Here is an 18,656-nt window from a genome sequence, read left to right as displayed (position 1 = left end):
AGGCCGGCTAAATCCGCGAATGGATTTTTCAGACACGCAGTGAGGACATCCATGCGCCAACCCGATATCGAGATTTACCTGAAAGACGCCGACGTCGACCACAAGGCCATCTCCGCCTGGCTCGGCGCGGCATTAGGCCCGTGCAGCGACTGGGTTCAAAAAGGCCAGACCTACAAGTGCAAGGCCGGCAATGTGCCGGTGACCTGGTTGCCGAAAGCCGTAGGAAAATGGAACAGCCTGTACCTGGAAAGCGACCAGACCCCATGGGAAGACGACATTGCCTGCGCACGCGCCGCATTTGCCGCGCTGAACGTTGAAGTGCGTTGCGCACCGGGGAGCTGGGTCGAGGAGGAAGGCGAGGAGACGGCCGATCGCTGGATTCGCATCAGCGCCGACGGTGAAGAAGAGATCACCTGGAAGACCGCTTAAAGCCTGAACACCGCACCTGTAGGAGCGAGCTTGCTCGCGATGGTCGTCAACGATAACGCGCCATTTCCAGAAAGCGCGGCGTCCTTGAGATCTTCGCGAGCAAGCTCGCTCCTACGGTGGTTTTGAGATGAGCTGAAGTTGGGGTTACAACCCCACCACATCCTCAGCCTGCAACCCCTTCTGCCCTTCCACCACCGCGTATTCAACCTGCTGGCCTTCGGTCAGCGAACGATGCCCTTCGCCACGAATGGCCCGGTAGTGCACGAATACGTCCACCCCGTCCGCGCGCTGGATAAAACCGTAGCCCTTGGCGTCGTTGAACCACTTCACGTTGCCGGTTTCACGTGTTGCCATCTGTTCATACTCCTTTTTTATTATGGATCGGGCTTTTCGCAGGAAAGCCTCGGGAACATTGCTAGCACTGGTCGTGCCATTGTCTGGCCAGCGCGGGCTCGCCGAGTATATGACAGCCGTAAAAACTCTCAACTCACTTTACTTAGCCGCTTTTTTGCCGATTTTCAGCGAATACGGCACACTATCGACCGCCCGAGCATTTGCTTGGTTTTTATTCACTCACGCAGAAGCCGTATGACCCGTTCCCCGTTCCGCCGTCTTGTGTTTGGCACCCTGCGCCGACTGTTGTACCTCTGGGTTCGCTCGGAGACGATCAACCAGTCGTCGTTCACCCTTGACCTGGACCGCAGTCGCCCGGTGTTCTACGTGCTGCAAAATCCTTCGCTGACCGACCTCGCCGTGGTCGACACCGAATGCACCAAGGCCGGCCTGCCGCGCCCGGTACTGCCAGTCTCGGTGGGCAACCTGCTGGAACCCGCTGCGTTCTTCTACCTGACACCGGACCCCGACTGGCTCGGCCGCCAGGACAAGCGCGGCGCGCCACCCACCTTGACTCGCCTGGTCAGCGCCCTGAGCCAGAATGCGGCCGAAGACGCACAAATCATTCCGGTCAGCGTGTTCTGGGGCCAGTCGCCGGACAGCGAATCCAGTCCGTGGAAACTCTTGTTCGCCGACAGTTGGGCCGTCACCGGGCGCCTGCGTCGCTTGCTCAGCATCATCGTGCTGGGGCGCAAGACCCGCGTGCAGTTCTCCGCACCGATCCACCTGCGCGAACTGATCGACCATAACAAGGGTCACGAGCGCACGGTACGCATGGCCCAGCGCATCCTGCGGGTGCACTTCCGCAACTTGAAAGCCGCCGTGATCGGCCCGGACATTTCCCACCGCCGGAATCTGGTCAAAGGCTTGCTCAACCAACCCCTGGTCAAACAGGCGATCATCGAAGAGGCCGAGCGCGAAAACATCTCCCTGGAAAAAGCCAAGGCCCAGGCCCTGCGTTATGGCAACGAAATCGCCTCGGACTACACCTACACCGCGATCCGCTTCCTGGAAGTGGTACTGAGCTGGTTCTGGAACAAGATCTACGACGGCATCAAGGTCAATCACATCGAAGGTGTGCAAAAAGTCGCCCAGGGCCACGAAGTGATCTATGTGCCGTGCCACCGCAGCCACATCGACTACCTGCTGCTCTCCTATCTGCTGTTTCGCAACGGCCTGACCCCGCCGCACATCGCCGCCGGGATCAACCTCAACATGCCGGTCATCGGCGGCCTGCTGCGACGTGGCGGCGCGTTTTTCATGCGCCGTACCTTCAAAGGCAACCCGCTCTACACCTCGGTGTTCAACGAATACCTGCACACCCTGTTCACCAAGGGTTTCCCGGTGGAGTACTTCGTCGAAGGCGGGCGCTCACGCACCGGTCGCATGCTGCAACCGAAAACCGGAATGCTCGCGATCACCTTGCGCAGCTTCCTGCGTTCGTCGCGCATGCCCATCGTGTTCATACCGGTGTACATCGGCTACGAACGTGTACTGGAAGGCCGGACCTACCTCGGAGAATTGCGCGGCGCGAGCAAGAAGAAAGAATCGATCTTCGATATTTTCAAAGTCATCGGCGCGCTCAAGCAGCGCTTCGGTCAGGTCGCGGTGAACTTCGGCGAACCGATCAAACTGGCGCAATTCCTCGACAGCGAACAGCCGGGCTGGCGCAAGCAGGAACTCGGCCCTCAGTTCAAACCCGCCTGGCTCAACGAAACCACCAACCGCCTCGGCGAGAAAGTTGCGCAACATCTGAACGAAGCCGCCGCGATCAATCCGGTCAACCTGGTCGCTTTGGCGCTGCTGTCCACCAGCCGCCTGGCGCTGGACGATCGCGCCATGGCACGGGTGCTCGACCTGTATCTGGCGCTGCTGCGCAAGGTTCCTTACTCCCCGCACACCACGCTGCCGGACGGCGACGGCCGGGCCTTGATCGAGCATGTAAAGGACATGGATCTGCTCTCGGAGCAGAGCGATGCCTTGGGCAAGATCCTGTATCTGGACGAGCAGAACGCTGTCCTGATGACCTATTACCGCAACAACGTGCTGCACATCTTCGCGCTGCCGGCCCTGCTGGCAAGCTTCTTCCAGAGCGCCTCGCGCATGAGTCGCGAACAGATCCTGCGCTACACCCGCGCGCTGTACCCGTACCTGCAGGCGGAGCTGTTCATTCGCTGGTCGCTGGACGAACTGGACGCGGTGATCGATCAATGGCTCGAGGCGTTCGTCGAGCAAGGGCTGCTGCGTTTCGAAAACGACGTGTACTTGCGTCCGGCACCGAGTTCGCGGCATTTCGTGCTGCTGACACTGCTGTCCAAGAGCATTGCCCAGACCTTGCAGCGCTTCTACATGACCGTGTCCCTGCTGCTCAACAGCGGCCAGAACAGTATCAGCGCCGAAGAACTGGAAGACCTGTGCACGGTCATGGCCCAGCGCCTGTCGATCCTCCACGGCCTGAACGCCCCGGAGTTCTTCGACAAGAGCCTGTTCCGCCACTTCATTCAGACCCTGCTCGACCTCGACGTGCTCAAACGCGACGCAGCCGGCAAGCTGGGCTATCACGAACTGCTCGGCGAACTGGCCGAAGGCGCAGCCAAGCGGGTGTTGCCGGCGGAGATTCGTTTGTCGATTCGTCAGGTGGCCTTGCATCGCAGTGAAGATGCGGAGGAGTTGGCTACGCCGCTCTGATCCAGATCGCAGAAGCAAGGACGCTTCTCATCTACCGCCTGTTGAATCGCTGGTCCACCTCGTTCAACGGTGAGCCACCGTAGCAATACTCCGTACACCTGAGCGTCAACGCCAGACACTCCATCAAATGTCTGTAACACCTTGCCGGGCGATATTGCCGGAAGTTTCCGCTAAATTGTCGCTGGCGCCGAGCTTCTTCGGGCGTCAACGACATTGGATTCCACTCATGAAAAAACTTTCGCTTCTGGGGCTGACGGCTCTGCTTGGAGCTTGCCAATCGATACAACCTGCCGCCAAGACCAGCCTGGACGGTGAAGTCTTCTACTTGCAACGCATCGCCCTGCCCCCTGACGCCACCTTGAGCGTGAGCTTGCAGGACGTGTCGCTGGCCGATGCGCCGGCTGCAGTCCTCGACGAACAGAAAGGCCAAATCAAAGGTCAGGTGCCTCTCCCCTTTCATCTGAGTTACGATCCGGCGCAGGTTAAACCGGGTCATCGCTATTCAGTCAGTGCGCGCATCGAAGTCGATGGCAAGTTACTGTTCATCACCACCGAAAATCATGCCGTGCAGCTTGATGGCAGCGATCCACAACCTTTGAAAATCCGCGTCAACGCCGTCCGCTAACTCCCATTTTTGAAAGGAAGCTGCCATGCTCCGCCCCACTCTCCGCTTCGCCGGCCTGTGCGCTGGCTTGATGATCTGCGCCAACGCCATGGCACTGTCCCTCAGCGACCTCTCGCAAAAAGACGCCACCGGCGGCCTCAAGGATGCGCTGACCCAAGGCGCGCAATTGGCCGTGAAACAACTGGGCACACCAGGGGGTTTCAGTAACAACCCGGACGTGAAAATCGAACTGCCAGGCAAACTGGGCAAGGTCGCCAGCAAAATGAAGCAGTTCGGCATGGGTGATCAGGTCGATCAACTGGAGGCCAGCATGAACAAAGCGGCGGAAACCGCCGTGGTCCAGGCCCAGCCGATCCTCGTGGATGCAGTAAAGAAAATGACCGTGGAAGACGCCAAGGGCATTCTCAGTGGCGGCAACGACTCGGCCACCCAGTACCTGAACAAAACCAGCCGCGAACAGATCCGCGCCAAGTTCCTGCCTATCGTCAAGCAAGCCACCGACCATGTCGGCCTGGCCCAACAGTACAACTCGTTCGCCGGCCAGGCCGCGACCATGGGCGTGATCGACACCAAGAACGCCAACATCGAAAGCTATGTCACCGAACAGGCATTGAACGGCCTGTTCGAAATGATCGGCAAACAGGAAGAAACCATCCGCCAGAACCCGGCAGCCGCGGCGACCAGCCTGGCGAAGAAGGTGTTTGGTACGCTCTAAGCCGAAACAAAAATGCTGTGGGGGGAGGTACATCCAAGGGAAATTGGTCGGCTGGCAGGCCGCCACCGCACTATATCGAAGTGCGGAGGGCCGGGGTCTACACCGGCAACGACGATACCGGCAAGATCTACTCCATTCACCAGAGCCCCTGTAGGAGCGAGCCTGCTCCGGGCGGCGTTCCGACGATGGTCGTCAACGATGACGCGGGCTTCCTGAATACCCGCGTTGCCCTGACGTTCATCGCGAGCAGGCTCGCTCCTACAGAGAGCACAGCGGCGTACACCCACCCGCTCTTCACCACTCATCAGGCCGAGCGTTAGCTCGCCTGCAGCTTTTGATCTTGATCCACCCGCCCCTTCGGGAGGCTGAGTGGAGGTGTTCATCCGGGGAGTGGCGCGCAGCGCCGTTCGACGCAGTCGAACACGCTGCATGTAGGTCGTCGCGAAGCAGACCGGAGGGCAGTGTCCCCGGATGGATACCGCAACGAAGGAACGCCGAGCCCCAGCGAGGGGCCGGACGCTCGGGGCGAGCCTTTTTTTGCTTATCTTTTTTTTTGGCGTTTCCGGTTTGAAAAAAAGTAAGTCGCCGTAAGGGCGAAACCGCCAGCCGCCACTACCGCAGCAACGGATATGTACTCAATCCACCAAGAGCCTGGTCGGCCCGAAGGCCGCCAAGCCCAAAGATCAAGCCGACTCCTTCCTGACCCGGAACCAGGCCGCATACAACGCCGGCAAAAACAGTAACGTCAGCGCCGTCGCCACGATCAACCCGCCCATGATCGCCACCGCCATTGGTCCGAAGAACACACTTCGTGACAGCGGAATCATCGCCAGCACCGCCGCCAGCGCGGTCAATACAATCGGCCGGAACCGCCGCACCGTCGCCTCGATAATCGCCTGCCATGGCTTGAGACCGGCAGCGATGTCCTGCTCGATTTGATCCACCAGAATCACCGAGTTACGCATGATCATCCCTGACAACGCGATCGTCCCGAGCATCGCGACAAAACCAAACGGCTGACGGAACACCATCAGGAACAGGGTCACCCCGATCAGACCCAACGGCGCGGTCAGAAACACCATCGCCGTGCGGGAGAAACTGCGCAGTTGCAGCATCAGCAACGTCAGTACGACCACAATGAACAACGGTACGCCAGCCTTCACCGAGTTCTGCCCGCGTGCCGAGTCCTCCACCGTGCCCCCGACATCCAGCAAATACCCGTCCGGCAACTCGGCGCGGATCGGTTCCAGGGTCGGCAAGATCTGCTGCACCAGGGTCGCCGGTTGTTCCTTGCCATAAATGTCGGCGCGAACCGTCACGTTGGGCAAGCGGTTACGGTGCCAGATCACGCCTTCCTCAAAGCCGTACTCCAACGTTGCGATCTGCGACAGCGCCACGCTACGACCGTTATCGGTCGGCACCGCCAGGCTTGGCAGCAGCGACAGTTCGCTGCGTTCACGCAAGGTGCCGCGCAGCAGGATTTCGATCAACTCGTTGTCTTCACGGTACTGGCTGACGCTGGAGCCGGTCAGCGAACTTTGCAGGAACTTCGACAGGTTCGCCGTGCTCACGCCCAGTGCCCGCGCGCGGTCCTGATCGACGTTCAGGTACACGACTTTGCTCGGTTCTTCCCAGTCCAGGTGGACGTTGGCCACGTGCGGGTTTTCGCGAACCTTGGCCGCGACCTTGCGGGCCAGTGCGCGGACCTCCTCGATGTGCTCGCCCGTCACCCGGAACTGCACCGGATAACCGACCGGCGGGCCATTCTCCAGGCGCGTGACCCGCGAGCGCAGGGCCGGGAATTGTTCGTTGAGGGTTTCGATCAGCCAGGTGCGCAGCGCTTCACGCTCTTCGATGGTCTTGGCCAGGACCACGAACTGGGCGAAGCTCGCCGCGGGAAGTTGCTGATCCAGCGGCAGGTAAAAACGCGGCGAACCGGTGCCGATGTAGGCCACGTAGTTATCGATTCCGGCTTTGTCTTTGAGCAGCGCCTCCAGGCGTTTGACCTCCTTGGCCGTGTTGCTCAGGGAAGCGCCTTCAGCCAGTTTCAGGTCGACCATCAACTCCAGTCGGCCGGAGGCTGGAAAGAACTGCTGAGGCACAAAGCGGAACAGCACGATGGAGGCAATGAACAACAGCACAGTCAAAGCGATAACGGTTTTGCGCCAGCGCACACACCACTCCACCAGACGCCTGACGCGCTGATAGAACGGTGTGCCATAAGGGTCGGGCTGGCCTGCGCCGTGTTTGGCCGCGTGAATTTTCGCCAGGTCCGGCAGGAGTTTTTCCCCGAGATAAGGCACGAACACCACAGCAGCCACCCAGGAGGCGAGCAGTGCGATCGTCACCACCTGGAAGATCGAGCGGGTGTATTCGCCCGTGCCCGATTGCGCGGTGGCTATCGGCAAGAACCCGGCGGCGGTGATCAGCGTTCCGGTCAGCATCGGGAACGCGGTACTGGTCCAGGCATAGCTGGCGGCTTTTATGCGATCGAAGCCCTGCTCCATTTTGATCGCCATCATTTCCACGGCGATGATCGCGTCGTCCACCAGCAAACCCAGCGCCAGCACCAGCGCGCCGAGGGAAATCTTGTGCAGGCCGATGCCCAAGTAATACATGCAGGCGAAGGTCATTGCCAACACCAACGGGATCGCCAGGGCGACCACCATGCCCGTGCGCACACCGAGGGAGAAAAAGCTCACCAGCAGCACAATCGCCAACGCTTCCACCAGCACCTGGACGAACTCGCCGACGCCGGTTTTCACTGCCGCAGGCTGGTCGGACACCTTGCGCAGTTGCATGCCAACCGGGAGGTTTTTCTGAATGCGGGCGAACTCGACTTCCAAGGCCTTGCCCAGCACCAGAATGTCGCCGCCATCCTTCATGGCCACGGCCAGACCAAGGGCATCCTGCGCCATGAAGCGCATGCGCGGTGCGGGAGGATCGTTGAAGCCACGGCGTACGTCAGCCACATCGGAGATGCGGAAGGTGCGATCACCGACGCGAATCGGAAAGTTTTTTATCTCATCGACTGTCTGAAAATTCCCCGACACCCGTAGCTGCAATCGTTCGCTGCTGGTTTCAAAGAATCCGGCGGTGGATACCGCGTTCTGTTCTTCAAGCGCCTGTTGCACCGCCGCCAACGGCAAGCCAAGGGTGGCGAGTTTGACGTTGGAAAGCTCAATCCAGATTTTTTCGTCCTGCAACCCGAGCAGGTCGACCTTGCCCACATCCTTGACCCGCTGCAGCTGGATTTGAATACGGTCGGCGTAATCCTTGAGCACGGCGTAGTCGAAACCCTCGCCGGTCAGTGCATAGATATTGCCGAAGGTGGTACCGAACTCATCGTTGAAGAAGGGCCCCTGGATGCCCGGTGGCAGAGTGTGGCGGATGTCGCTGACCTTCTTGCGTACCTGATACCAGAGGTCCGGGATTTCCACCGAGTGCATGGAATCACGCGCGATGAACGTCACCTGGGATTCACCCGGCCGGGAGAACGACACGATGCGTTCGTACTCGCCGGTTTCCATCAATTTCTTTTCGATGCGCTCGGTCACCTGGCGCGAGACTTCCTGCGCCGTTGCCCCCGGCCAGTTGGTACGGATCACCATGGCCTTGAAGGTAAACGGCGGGTCTTCGCTTTGCCCCAGCTTGGTGTAGGAAAGAGCACCAACGACTGCCAGCAACAGCATCAGGAACAGTACGATCTGGCGGTTACGCAACGCCCATTCAGAAAGATTGAAGCCCATCGGGGATTACTCCTTGTCCGCCAGATTGACTACGCGGTTGGAGTGATCCACCGGGCGTACCTGCTGCCCGTCGAGAAGCACATGAACACCAGCGGCCACGACCCAGTCGCTGGCATTGAGACCTTCGAGCACCGGCACGGTTTTCTCTCCGAAGGCTCCGACCCGCACCGGGGTCTTCTTCAACGTACTGTTGGCGCTGACCACCCAGACGTAGGTCACGCCGTTTTCCGCGGTCAACGCCGAAAGCGGCACGGACAGTGGAATCACCTCGGCGGTCTGCACGAACACCCTGGCGCTCTGGCCCAGTTCGGCGGGGACCTTGCCGCCCGTGAAGGCAATGCGAGCGGCAAAGGTGCGGGATTTTGGATCGGCGGCTGGCGACAGTTCGCGGATGTGCCCGGCGAAGCGTTGATCCGGTTGCGTCCACAGCTCCACCGAAACCGGTTGCCCGACCTTGAAGCGGCCGAAGCTCTGCTCCGGCAGGCTGATCAACACTTCACGCTCGCCATCGGTGGCCAGGGTAAACACCGTTTGCCCGGCGGCCACTACCTGCCCGACTTCGACGGCACGCTTGGCCACCACGCCGTCCTGCGGTGCACGCAACACGGCATAGCTGGCCTGATTGGTCGAAACGTTGAACTCGGCTTTGATCTGCTTGAGGCGTGCTTCGCCGGATCGATAGAGGTTTTCGGCGTTGTCGTACTGCGAACGACTGACCAACTGACGGTCCATCAGGGTCTTGTAGCGATCGCGTTCGGAACGTACCAGGTTGAGGTTGGCTTCGGCGGCGGCGACCTGGGCGCGCGTGGCCTCCAGTTGCAGGCGAACGTCCTGGGGATCGAGCTCCGCCAGCGGTTGATCGGCCTTGACGCGCTGCCCCTCTTCGACCAGTCGTCGGCTGACTTTGCCGCCAATCCGGAACGCCAGGTCGGGCTCATAGCGGGCGCGGACTTCACCGGGATAGCTTTCCATCGCCTGGGCCGAAGGCTCTGGCTGAACCACCATGGCCGGCCGAATGCTGACTTGAGGCGCCTCTTCGTGACCGCACGCAGACAATAAAAACGCCAGACTGACTGGCAACGCGAGGGGCAAGACATAGCGGAACATGGTGAAGGACCTTTCGCTAATGGTGCTTGGAATAATTATACTGACCGGTATGTTATTAATAGCAAACTGACCAGTCCAGTAATAAAAGCGAATATGCCGAACAATCTTTCAGCACCCAACGGCCCAGGCCGCCCCAAGGATCTGGCCAAACGCCGGGCGATCCTCGATGCCGCGAAAACGCTGTTTTTGAGCAAGGGCTACGCCAGCACCAGCATGGACGCCGTGGCAACGGAGGCCGGTGTGTCGAAGCTGACGGTCTACAGCCACTTCAACGACAAGGAGACACTGTTCTCCGCCGCCGTGATGGCCAAGTGCGAGGAGCAACTGCCTCCGCTGTTCTTTGAGTTGCCGGAAGGCGTGGCGGTGGAAACAGTGCTGCTGAATATCGCACGCGGGTTTCATCAGCTGATCAACAGCGACGAGTCGGTGAACCTGCACCGATTGATGATGGCCCTGGGCAGCCAGGACCCGAAGCTCTCGCAGATTTTCTTCGAGGCCGGGCCACAGCGCATGCTGCAGGGCATGGAGCGGTTGCTCAGCCGGATCAACGAGAGTGGCGTGCTGAGCATCGACAAACCGCACAATGCGGCCGAGCACTTTTTCTGCCTGCTCAAGGGTGCGGGTAATTTTCGTTTGCTGTATGGCTGCGGTGAACCGCCGGTTGGCGAGGCGGCGGAGAGCCATGTGCGGGAAGTGGTAGGGTTGTTTATGCGGGCTTATCGGCCTGACCCGGCCTGAAGGATTTGTCGTGTCATGGCCGACGCCATCGCGAGCAAGCTCGCTCCCACAGAGTTAGTGAAGAACCTGTGGGAGCGAGCCTGCTCGCGATGGGGGCAACTCGGTCTTAAGGCTTGAGCGCCTTCTTCGGATAAATGTCATACCGACTGGATTTGCCATCCAGCGCATGACTGGGCTTGGGCCCTTCAATGCACGGCGCCTTGCGCGGTCGCTTGACCACCACCCGATGGCTGGCCAGCGCCAACGCCGCCTCAAGCAGTGCCGGCGCGTCCGGGTCATCGCCCACCAGCGGCCGGAACAGGCGCATTTCCTTCTTCACCAACGCCGTTTTCTCACGATGCGGGAACATCGGGTCGAGGTAGATCACCTGCGGCGGCTCGCCCTCCCAGTTGCGCATCACCTCGATCGAGTTGCCCTTGAGCAAACGCATGCGCGCCACGATCGGCGCCACGTCGAAATCTTCCGCGCCGCGGGCCAGGCCATCTTCAAGCAAGGCACCGATCAACGGTTGACGCTCGATCAGGCTCATCTCGCACCCCAGGCTGGCCAGTACGAACGCATCTTTGCCCAACCCTGCCGTGGCATCCAATACACGGGGACGCACGCCCTGAGCGATGCCAACGGCCTTGGCGATCATTTGCCCGCTGCCACCACCGAATAACCGACGATGGGCCGCGCCGCCCTCGACAAAGTCAACGCGCACCGGCCCCGGCGCATCCGGTCCCAATTGTTGCAGCTGCAAACCCTGCTCGCCCACCTGCAAGGCAAACTCACCGTCGGCCATCTGCAATGGCAGGCCCAGGCGCTCGGCCCACTGCTCGGCTTGCGGCTCGAACGCCGCGTCCAGGGCCTCGACATGGATGCGGCAGGCCGCAGGTTGATCATTCATCAGAAAACACGCTCAAAAAATTAATGATCGGCAAAAACTGCCGATAACAAAACTATCGAGCATTTTGCCAGAGCTGAGCGTCGACCGAGAGAAATGTCAGACATTCAACCCACAATCACAGGTTTTATCTCGCCTTACGGCAATTACAACCTGCGAAATACCCAGGCACTGAGCGGTGTCAGTCACATCTGGCAGGATTTCTTTGCCCGTGCGCTGGCCGATCAGTCGGGTGATGCGCTGCCGCAATCTCTCAACTTTCCACCGGTCGATCTCGAAAGCCCGGTTGAGCCTACCGTTGGCAGCGACCTGCTGGCACACATCGTTTCCCAGCGCGAATGTGATGTGAAGGACAACGAAGTTCGTCCGCCAGAGCCTCTGTTCCTGCCGATCGCCGAATTCGAAATGGACCTGGCCGACAAGCCGTTCCCACCGTTCCCGCCGGAAGAAATCGCCGCCCAGCAGAAACAACAGGACTTCGAAAGCGGCTGGGTACGCCCGATCGTGCTGACTGCCGGTCAACCTGAGCCAGAAGCCGGCCCGGCGCCGCAGCCACGTCCACTGCATCTGCCAATCGCCGAGTTCGAACTCGATCTGCTGGACAAGCCTTTCCCGCCCTTCTCCCCCGAAGAACTGATCGAACAGCAGAAGCAACTCGACTTCGATAACGGCTGGGCACGCCCGATCATCCTGCAGAACCTGCGTCTGGCCGCCTGACCCTCAGCTCACTGCGCGGCTCAGCCCTTGAACAATGAATTGGCCTGCTGGAACGGCATGGAGCGCGATGTGAAGCCGAACGTGCCTGCATCGCGGATCTCCTGGGCGGCGCGGAAGAACTCGCCATAGGCTGCCAATGCAAGCGCCGAGCCGACGCTGATGCGTTTGACGCCCATCTCACTCAACTGCTCGACCGTTAGCTTCAGGCCACCAGACATCAACACGTTGACCGGTTTCGGCGCCACGGCGCGGACCACCGCCAATACGTCTTCAGCGCTGCGCAGGCCCGGCGCATAGAGCACGTCGGCACCGGCCTCGGCAAACGCCTGCAAGCGGCGAATGGTATCGGCCAGATCCGGATTGCCGTGCAGAAAGTTCTCGGCCCGCGCGGTCAGCGTGAACGGATAAGGCAAACCGCGTGCGGCGGCGACGGCCGCTTCGATGCGCGCCACGGCATGTTCGAAGCAGTAGATCGGGCCTTCTTCACGCCCGGTGGCGTCTTCAATCGAACCACCGACCGCCCCCACTTGCGCCGCCCGCACAATGCTCTTCGCGCATTCGGCCGGGCTGTCGGCAAAGCCGTTTTCCAGATCGACCGCCACCGGCAAATCGCTGGCCGCGACAATCGCCTGAACGTTCAACAGGGTTTCGTCGAGGGTCAGCCCGCCGTCGGGACGCGCCCTGGAAAAGGCATAACCGGCGCTGGTGGTCGCCAACGCCTCGAAACCCAGGCTGGCGAGCATTTTCGCCGAACCGGCGTCCCACGGATTGGGAATCACAAAGGCGCCTTTGCGCTCGTGCAGGGCTTTGAAGGCTTGGGCTCGAAGGGTTTGCGCGTCCATTGGCAGGCTCCTGAAAAGGCGAACGAATCCGCTTCAGAGCAAGCCTAGTTGCTCGGCGGCGGGCTCTCTGTATAGCTCAGGCAGCGGCGGCAAGCCAGGCAGACGCAGCATCAATCTGGCGTGGAAGCGCTGCGCCAGTTTCGCCGCCAGCACGTTGTCGGCGGTGTGCAGGAAGATGTAAGGCGTGCGCCCCTCTTCGATCCACAGGGCGATTTTCTCCACCCAGGGCAGCAGAAACGGATCGTTGGCTTCAAGCTGTGGATGGCCGATGAAACGCACCTGAGGACATTGCGTGAATGCCGCCGGACGCGGTGGAACCCGTGGCTTCTTCGATTGGGCGTGGAGCACCGAAGGGTCGGTCGAGGTGCAGCTGAACAGCGCGCGCGGATCGAGACAAATGCGCTCGACGCCGCGATCCCGCAACAGGCGATTGAGCTCACGTTCGCTATCCCCCTTGGCGAAGAATTCGTCATGCCGCACTTCCACGGCCAACGGCCGCTCAAGGGCATCGATAAATCCCGCCAACTCGGGCAAGCGTTGTGGCGTAAAGCTTTTCGATAGCTGCAACCACAGTGGCGACACTCGGGCGCCGAGCGGGCTGAGCAATTGCGTGAAGGTTTCGGCGGCGGTCAGTTGCTCACGCAGGTCACCGCCGTGACTGATGTCACCGGGGAACTTGGCGGTGAAACGAAAGTGTTCGGGCAGGGTTTCGGCCCAGCGCTGCACGGTGGTGACAGCCGGGCTTGCGTAGAAGGTAGTGTTGCCTTCCACGGCGTTGAACACTTGGGAGTAAAGACTCAGAAATTCGGCGGGTTTGGCGTCTGGCGGGTACAAATACTCGCGCCAGGCGTTTTCACTCCAGGACGGGCAACCCAGGTAGTAAGGCAGCACCATCAGATGTACAGGTCGAGACCCAGCACTTCGCCATCCCAATCGACGAAACCGGCGGTGCTCAGGTAGCTGGCCAGGGCCATCGCCACACTTTTGCTCATGGCACGGTGGTAAATCATGTCCTGCTGACGGGCGGGGAGATTGCTCAATTTTTGCGCCGAGGCTTTGGCGGCTCGGGCGGCCATCTGCTCTTCGGACGGAAACTCCAGCTCGCCGTCGATATCGACGGACTCGTCTTCCACCACAGGGCCTTTGCGAGGCTTGCGCTTGATGGGGTAGGACTGAGAAGAAAGGCCGTCTATACGCATAATTGTATGCTCGGTATCAGTGATGGCAGTTTAGTGGCGCATCGCCCACTTCGCAAACCGCCGAGTGATAACTAGAACACATAAAGAGCAAAAGGTTTAAAAGCGGGGGTTAGAAACTGACGATTGGCTGTGTTCCTGAAATCGCCATCGCGAGCAGGCTCGCTCCTACAAGGATTGATGTTGCTCACAAAGTGTATGAGCGAGACTGACTCCTGTGGGAGCGAGCCTGCTCGCGATGGGACCACCTCGATCCAGCCAGTTACCGCGCCTTGGGCGTCGCCACCTTGTCGCGCAGATAAACCGGCTGCGCCTCATCGGCCACTATTGCCTCGCCACGCGCCCAGGCAAACCGTGCCAGCGTCAGCAAGTCTTCGGCGTGGGGCAGCATGCCGGCGTCCTGACCGCTCAGGTGGACGCCGATGCGCTCGGCATAGCCCCAACCGGTGCCCGCGCCGAACCATTCGCCACTGGCGTCAGCCGGCAACGCTGCCGCTTCCGGGGCCAATACCGCCTCAGCCCCGACCAGTCGCATCTCCCCCGCCGTTTCGCGGTAGCAGCCCCAATACACCTCGTCCATCCGCGCATCGATGGCCGCCGCGACCTGGCTGACGCCCTGTTCGCGATACGCACGCTGGGCCAGTACGGCCAGGTTCGACACTGGCAACACCGGGCGATCCAGCGCGAACGCCAGGCCCTGCACCACACCGATGGCAATACGCACGCCGGTGAATGCGCCCGGTCCGCGACCGAAAGCGATGGCGTCGACCGCTTGCAGCGTGGTCCCGGCATCGGCCAGCAACTGCTGGATCATGGGCAACAGCTTCTGCGCATGCAGGCGCGGGATCACCTCGTAATGACTCGTGACTTTGCCGTCGTGCAGCAAGGCAACGGAGCAAGCTTCAGTCGCGGTGTCCAGGGCCAGCAAGGTGCTCATCGATGTATCCGTAAGAGAGGTCAGAAAAAAGTGCGTCAGTATAAACAACTACGGCCCGCAAGCGGGCCGTAGAAGATGAAGCCGATCAGACTTTTCAGCTCAGCGCTTCAAGCACCTTGCCGGTGATCGCTTCTACCGAGCCAACGCCAGCGATGTGGCTGTACTTCGGCTTGCCATTGGTTTTGGCGGACAGCTGCTGGTAGAAGTCCACCAACGGCTTGGTTTGCGAATGGTAGACCGACAGGCGATGACGCACGGTTTCTTCAGTGTCGTCCTTGCGCTGCACCAGTGGCTCACCGGTGACGTCGTCCTTGTCGGCGACTTTCGGCGGGTTGTAGACGGTGTGGTACACACGGCCGCTGGCCTCGTGCACACGACGACCGGCAATACGCTGAACGATCTCTTCGTCGTCGACAGCGATTTCAACCACGTGATCCAGCTCCACGCCGGCTTCCACCAGGGCTTCAGCCTGGGGAATGGTGCGCGGGAAACCGTCGAACAGGAAACCGTTGACGCAGTCGGACTGGGCAATGCGGTCCTTGACCAGTGCGATGATCAGGTCATCGGACACCAGTCCGCCAGCATCCATGATGCTCTTGGCTTTGATGCCCAGCTCGGTGCCGGCCTTGACCGCGGCGCGCAGCATGTCGCCGGTGGAGATTTGCGGAATACCGAATTTCTCGGTGATGAACTTAGCCTGAGTACCTTTACCGGCCCCGGGAGCTCCCAGCAGAATGACGCGCATCGATGTGCTCCTCAATTTTTTATATGGATAACGTCAGATTCGCCTCATGGGGCCAATCTCAAAAACAGGGTCGTGACCGCCCAAACGGTCAAAGGCTGCTCAAGATACACAGCAGGCTGCGCCCACACAAGCCGCCAAAAGTCGGAGAAACCGCTGTCTCCTGCGACCTTTTGGCGCGGTTCCCCTAGTCGCAACCCCATCATTAACTGTCGCCTGGCCGCACCTTCGCGCCTGCCCGACTCCACGGCAAAAAATCTTAGCCTGTATTACGCAAACCGGCGGCAATCCCTGCCACGGACACCAGCAATGCCTGTTCTACCGGGCTGCCCTGCGCCACATCCTGTTGTCGCGAGCGTGCCAACAACTCCGCCTGCAATAGATGAAGCGGGTCAAGGTAGGTATTGCGCAAACGGATGAATTCAAGGGTGTCAGGGCTATGTGCCAGTAGCTGCGACTGTCCCGTCAGCCCCAGGACGATCGCGCATGCCTGCGACAATAGGTCGCGCAAGTGCGCACCCAATGGCAGCAATTGAGGCTCCACCAGGCGCTCATCGTAGGACCGGGCGATCTCTGCGTCGGCCTTGGCCAGGACCATTTCCAGCATATCGATGCGCGTACGGAAGAACGGCCACTGCTCGCGCATTTGCCCCAGCAGTTCACCTTCACCGCGCTCCAGTGCCTTGCTCAATGCCGCTTCCCAACCCAGCCAGGCCGGCAGCATCAGGCGCGTCTGGGTCCAGCCGAAGATCCACGGGATCGCCCGCAGGCTCTCGATACCGCCGGCCCGGCGCTTGGCTGGACGGCTGCCCAACGGCAAGCGTCCGAGCTCCTGTTCCGGAGTGGACTGGCGGAAATACTCGACAAACTGCGGGTTTTCCCGCACCACGGCGCGATAAGCGCTGACACCGTCCGCCGCCAATTCGTCCATTAAATGCCGCCACTCGGGCGTCGGTGGCGGTGGCGGCAACAAGGTCGCCTCGAGCACCGCCGCCAGGTACAGATTGAGGTTTTGTTCGGCGATGTCCGGCAGGCCGAATTTGAATCGAATCATTTCCCCCTGCTCGGTGGTGCGGAAACGCCCCGCGACCGAACCCGGTGGCTGCGACAGAATGGCCGCGTGCGCCGGGCCGCCACCACGGCCCACGGTGCCGCCGCGACCGTGGAACAAGAGCAACTCCACTTGCTGCTCGCGGCAGATATCCACCAACCGCTCCTGCGCCCGATATTGCGCCCATGCCGCCGCCGTGGTGCCGGCGTCCTTGGCTGAGTCGGAATAGCCGATCATCACTTCCTGCGGCCCTTGCAGGCGCGAGCGATAGCCCGGCAGCAGCAGAAGTTTCTCGATCACCGGCCCGGCGTTGTCCAGGTCAGCGAGGGTTTCGAACAACGGCACCACGCGCATCGGCCTCAATACGCCAGACTCTTTGAGCAGCAGTTGCACGGCGAGCACATCGGATGCGGCACCGGCCATGGAGATCACGTACGAGCCGAGGGATGCCCCTGGCGCTGCGGCGATTTCGCGACAGGTCGCCAGCACTTCGGCGGTGTCGGCGGACGGTTTGTAGTGAGGCGGCAGCAAGGGCCGACGGTTGTTCAGTTCACGCATCAGGAAGGCAATGCGTTCTTCTTCGCTCCAGTCTTCGTAGCGCCCCAGGCCCAGGTAATCGGTGATTTCGGTCATGGCGGCACTGTGGCGCGACGAGTCCTGGCGCACATCGAGACGCACCAGGAACAGGCCGAAGGTGACCGCCCGGCGCAAGCAATCGAGCAACGGACCGTCGGCGATCACACCCATGCCGCATTGATGCAGCGAGTGGTAGCACAGCTCCAGCGGATCGAGCAGTTCCCGATTGTTCTGCAGAACGTCGGCCGGTGCGGGCACAGGGGTTGTCAACGCGGTGTGAGCCCAGTTACGCGTCGCACGCAGGCGATCGCGCAATTGCTTGAGTACCGCGCGATAGGGTTCCGCACTGTCGCCGGCCTTGGCTTTCAACTCATCACTGGCCTGCTGCATCGAAAGCTCGGCGGCGAGCTGATCAACGTCGCGCAGGTACAAATCCGCTGCCATCCAGCGCGCCAACAGCAACACTTCGCGAGTGACGGTGGCCGTCACGTTCGGATTGCCGTCGCGGTCGCCGCCCATCCAGGAGGCAAAGCGAATCGGCGCGGCTTCCAGAGGCAAACGCAGGCCCGTGGCGGCATGCAGGGCCTGATCGGCCTTGCGCAAGTAATTGGGGATGGCTTGCCACAGCGAATGCTCGATCACCGCGAAGCCCCATTTGGCTTCATCGACCGGTGTCGGGCGTGTACGGCGGATCTCTTCGGTGTGCCACGCCTCGGCGATCAGGCGTTGCAATGTCGACTTGATTTGCTCGCGCTCGGCGCCGGTCAGGTCGCGATGGTCCAGGGCCGCCAGTTGCGCGGCGATGGCATCGTACTTCTGGATCAGTGTGCGACGCGCAACCTCGGTCGGGTGTGCCGTGAGGACAAGCTCGATTTCCAGCCGGCCCAATTGCCGGGCCAGGGACTCGGCGCCATGACCTTCGGCACGCAGGCGGGCAAGCAGCTCCGGCAGCACACGCGCTTCGAACGGTGCCGGCCTGGATTCTTCGCGACGGTGAATCAGCTGATATTGCTCGGCGATGTTGGCCAGGTTGAGGAACTGATTGAACGCCCGCGCCACCGGCAGCAACTCGTCCTCGGTCAGTTGGTTGAGGCTCGCGCTCAGCTCGGCGTCCATGGAACCGCGGCGATCGGCCTTGGCCCCCTTGCGGATCTGCTCGATCTTGTCGAGGAAGCCGTCCCCGTATTGGTCACGAATGGTGTTGCCCAACAGCTCACCCAACAGGTGAACATCCTCGCGCAAGCGTGCATCAATATCGGTCATCA

The 18,656-nt window shown here is 60.9% G+C and carries 16 protein-coding genes; 6 read left to right on the top strand and 10 right to left on the bottom strand.

The window, feature by feature from the left end; translation table 11 throughout:
• Positions 1-51 precede the first annotated feature (51 nt).
• On the top strand, positions 52-429 hold the full coding sequence (locus tag GQ39_RS00195) for a hypothetical protein (protein ID WP_047526277.1): 378 nt from the start codon (positions 52-54) through the stop codon (positions 427-429).
• Between the two features lie 144 nt (positions 430-573).
• Here GQ39_RS00195 and GQ39_RS00190 read toward each other — a convergent pair whose 3' ends face one another.
• Positions 574-783, bottom strand: coding sequence for a cold shock domain-containing protein (locus tag GQ39_RS00190; protein ID WP_019647794.1), 210 nt, complete (start codon positions 781-783; stop codon positions 574-576).
• Positions 784-1,017: 234 nt separating this feature from the next.
• Between GQ39_RS00190 and plsB the strand changes: the two genes are divergently transcribed.
• From plsB to GQ39_RS00175, 3 genes are all read left to right on the top strand, one after another.
• Positions 1,018-3,510 (top strand): glycerol-3-phosphate 1-O-acyltransferase PlsB, encoded by a 2,493-nt coding sequence (gene plsB / locus GQ39_RS00185; RefSeq protein ID WP_047526274.1) that lies wholly within the window; start codon positions 1,018-1,020, stop codon positions 3,508-3,510.
• Positions 3,511-3,736: 226 nt separating this feature from the next.
• Positions 3,737-4,135, top strand: coding sequence for a YbaY family lipoprotein (locus GQ39_RS00180; protein ID WP_047526273.1), 399 nt, complete (start codon positions 3,737-3,739; stop codon positions 4,133-4,135).
• Positions 4,136-4,160: 25 nt separating this feature from the next.
• The gene (locus tag GQ39_RS00175; RefSeq protein WP_047526271.1) at positions 4,161-4,850 is read left to right on the top strand and encodes a DUF4197 domain-containing protein; all 690 of its coding nucleotides are present in this window, start codon (positions 4,161-4,163) and stop codon (positions 4,848-4,850) included.
• 683 nt (positions 4,851-5,533) lie between these two features.
• Here GQ39_RS00175 and GQ39_RS00170 read toward each other — a convergent pair.
• Both GQ39_RS00170 and GQ39_RS00165 read right to left on the bottom strand, forming a co-directional pair.
• Positions 5,534-8,599, bottom strand: coding sequence for an efflux RND transporter permease subunit (locus tag GQ39_RS00170; RefSeq protein WP_047526269.1), 3,066 nt, complete (start codon positions 8,597-8,599; stop codon positions 5,534-5,536).
• A 6-nt stretch (positions 8,600-8,605) separates the two neighbouring features.
• Positions 8,606-9,706 (bottom strand): efflux RND transporter periplasmic adaptor subunit, encoded by a 1,101-nt coding sequence (locus tag GQ39_RS00165; protein ID WP_047526268.1) that lies wholly within the window; start codon positions 9,704-9,706, stop codon positions 8,606-8,608.
• 93 nt (positions 9,707-9,799) lie between these two features.
• Here GQ39_RS00165 and GQ39_RS00160 point away from each other — a divergent pair, with 93 nt between their 5' ends.
• On the top strand, positions 9,800-10,444 hold the full coding sequence (locus GQ39_RS00160) for a TetR/AcrR family transcriptional regulator (RefSeq protein ID WP_047526266.1): 645 nt from the start codon (positions 9,800-9,802) through the stop codon (positions 10,442-10,444).
• Between the two features lie 106 nt (positions 10,445-10,550).
• On the opposite strand, the gene GQ39_RS00155 is transcribed toward GQ39_RS00160, so the two are convergent.
• Positions 10,551-11,333 (bottom strand): class I SAM-dependent methyltransferase, encoded by a 783-nt coding sequence (locus tag GQ39_RS00155; RefSeq protein WP_047526263.1) that lies wholly within the window; start codon positions 11,331-11,333, stop codon positions 10,551-10,553.
• Positions 11,334-11,426: 93 nt separating this feature from the next.
• Here GQ39_RS00155 and GQ39_RS00150 point away from each other — a divergent pair, with 93 nt between their 5' ends.
• Entirely contained in the window at positions 11,427-12,047 is a 621-nt protein-coding gene (locus GQ39_RS00150; RefSeq protein WP_047526261.1) for a hypothetical protein, read from the top strand.
• A gap of 20 nt (positions 12,048-12,067) precedes the next feature.
• On the opposite strand, the gene GQ39_RS00145 is transcribed toward GQ39_RS00150, so the two are convergent.
• From GQ39_RS00145 to ppc, 6 genes are all read right to left on the bottom strand, one after another.
• Entirely contained in the window at positions 12,068-12,889 is an 822-nt protein-coding gene (locus GQ39_RS00145) for an isocitrate lyase/PEP mutase family protein (RefSeq protein ID WP_047526259.1), read from the bottom strand.
• 33 nt (positions 12,890-12,922) lie between these two features.
• Positions 12,923-13,783, bottom strand: coding sequence for a DUF72 domain-containing protein (locus GQ39_RS00140; RefSeq protein ID WP_047526258.1), 861 nt, complete (start codon positions 13,781-13,783; stop codon positions 12,923-12,925).
• Positions 13,783-14,088, bottom strand: coding sequence for a hypothetical protein (locus tag GQ39_RS00135; protein WP_047526256.1), 306 nt, complete (start codon positions 14,086-14,088; stop codon positions 13,783-13,785). The genes GQ39_RS00140 and GQ39_RS00135 overlap by 1 nt, the downstream gene beginning before the upstream one ends.
• Positions 14,089-14,347: 259 nt before the next feature.
• Positions 14,348-15,022, bottom strand: coding sequence for a tRNA (adenosine(37)-N6)-threonylcarbamoyltransferase complex dimerization subunit type 1 TsaB (gene tsaB, locus GQ39_RS00130; RefSeq protein WP_047526255.1), 675 nt, complete (start codon positions 15,020-15,022; stop codon positions 14,348-14,350).
• Between the two features lie 94 nt (positions 15,023-15,116).
• Positions 15,117-15,767: an adenylate kinase gene (gene adk, locus GQ39_RS00125; protein ID WP_047526252.1), complete on the bottom strand. Its 651-nt coding sequence runs from the start codon at positions 15,765-15,767 to the stop codon at positions 15,117-15,119.
• A gap of 256 nt (positions 15,768-16,023) precedes the next feature.
• On the bottom strand, positions 16,024-18,654 hold the full coding sequence (ppc, locus tag GQ39_RS00120) for a phosphoenolpyruvate carboxylase (RefSeq protein WP_047526251.1): 2,631 nt from the start codon (positions 18,652-18,654) through the stop codon (positions 16,024-16,026).
• Between the last annotated feature and the right edge of the window lie 2 nt (positions 18,655-18,656).

Origin of the sequence: Pseudomonas sp. 11/12A (genome assembly GCF_000800055.1) — a bacterium.
Lineage (GTDB): Bacteria > Pseudomonadota > Gammaproteobacteria > Pseudomonadales > Pseudomonadaceae > Aquipseudomonas > Aquipseudomonas mohnii.
The sequence above is the reverse complement of the archived record's forward strand: the minus strand, read 5'-3'. Positions and strand labels throughout refer to the sequence as shown.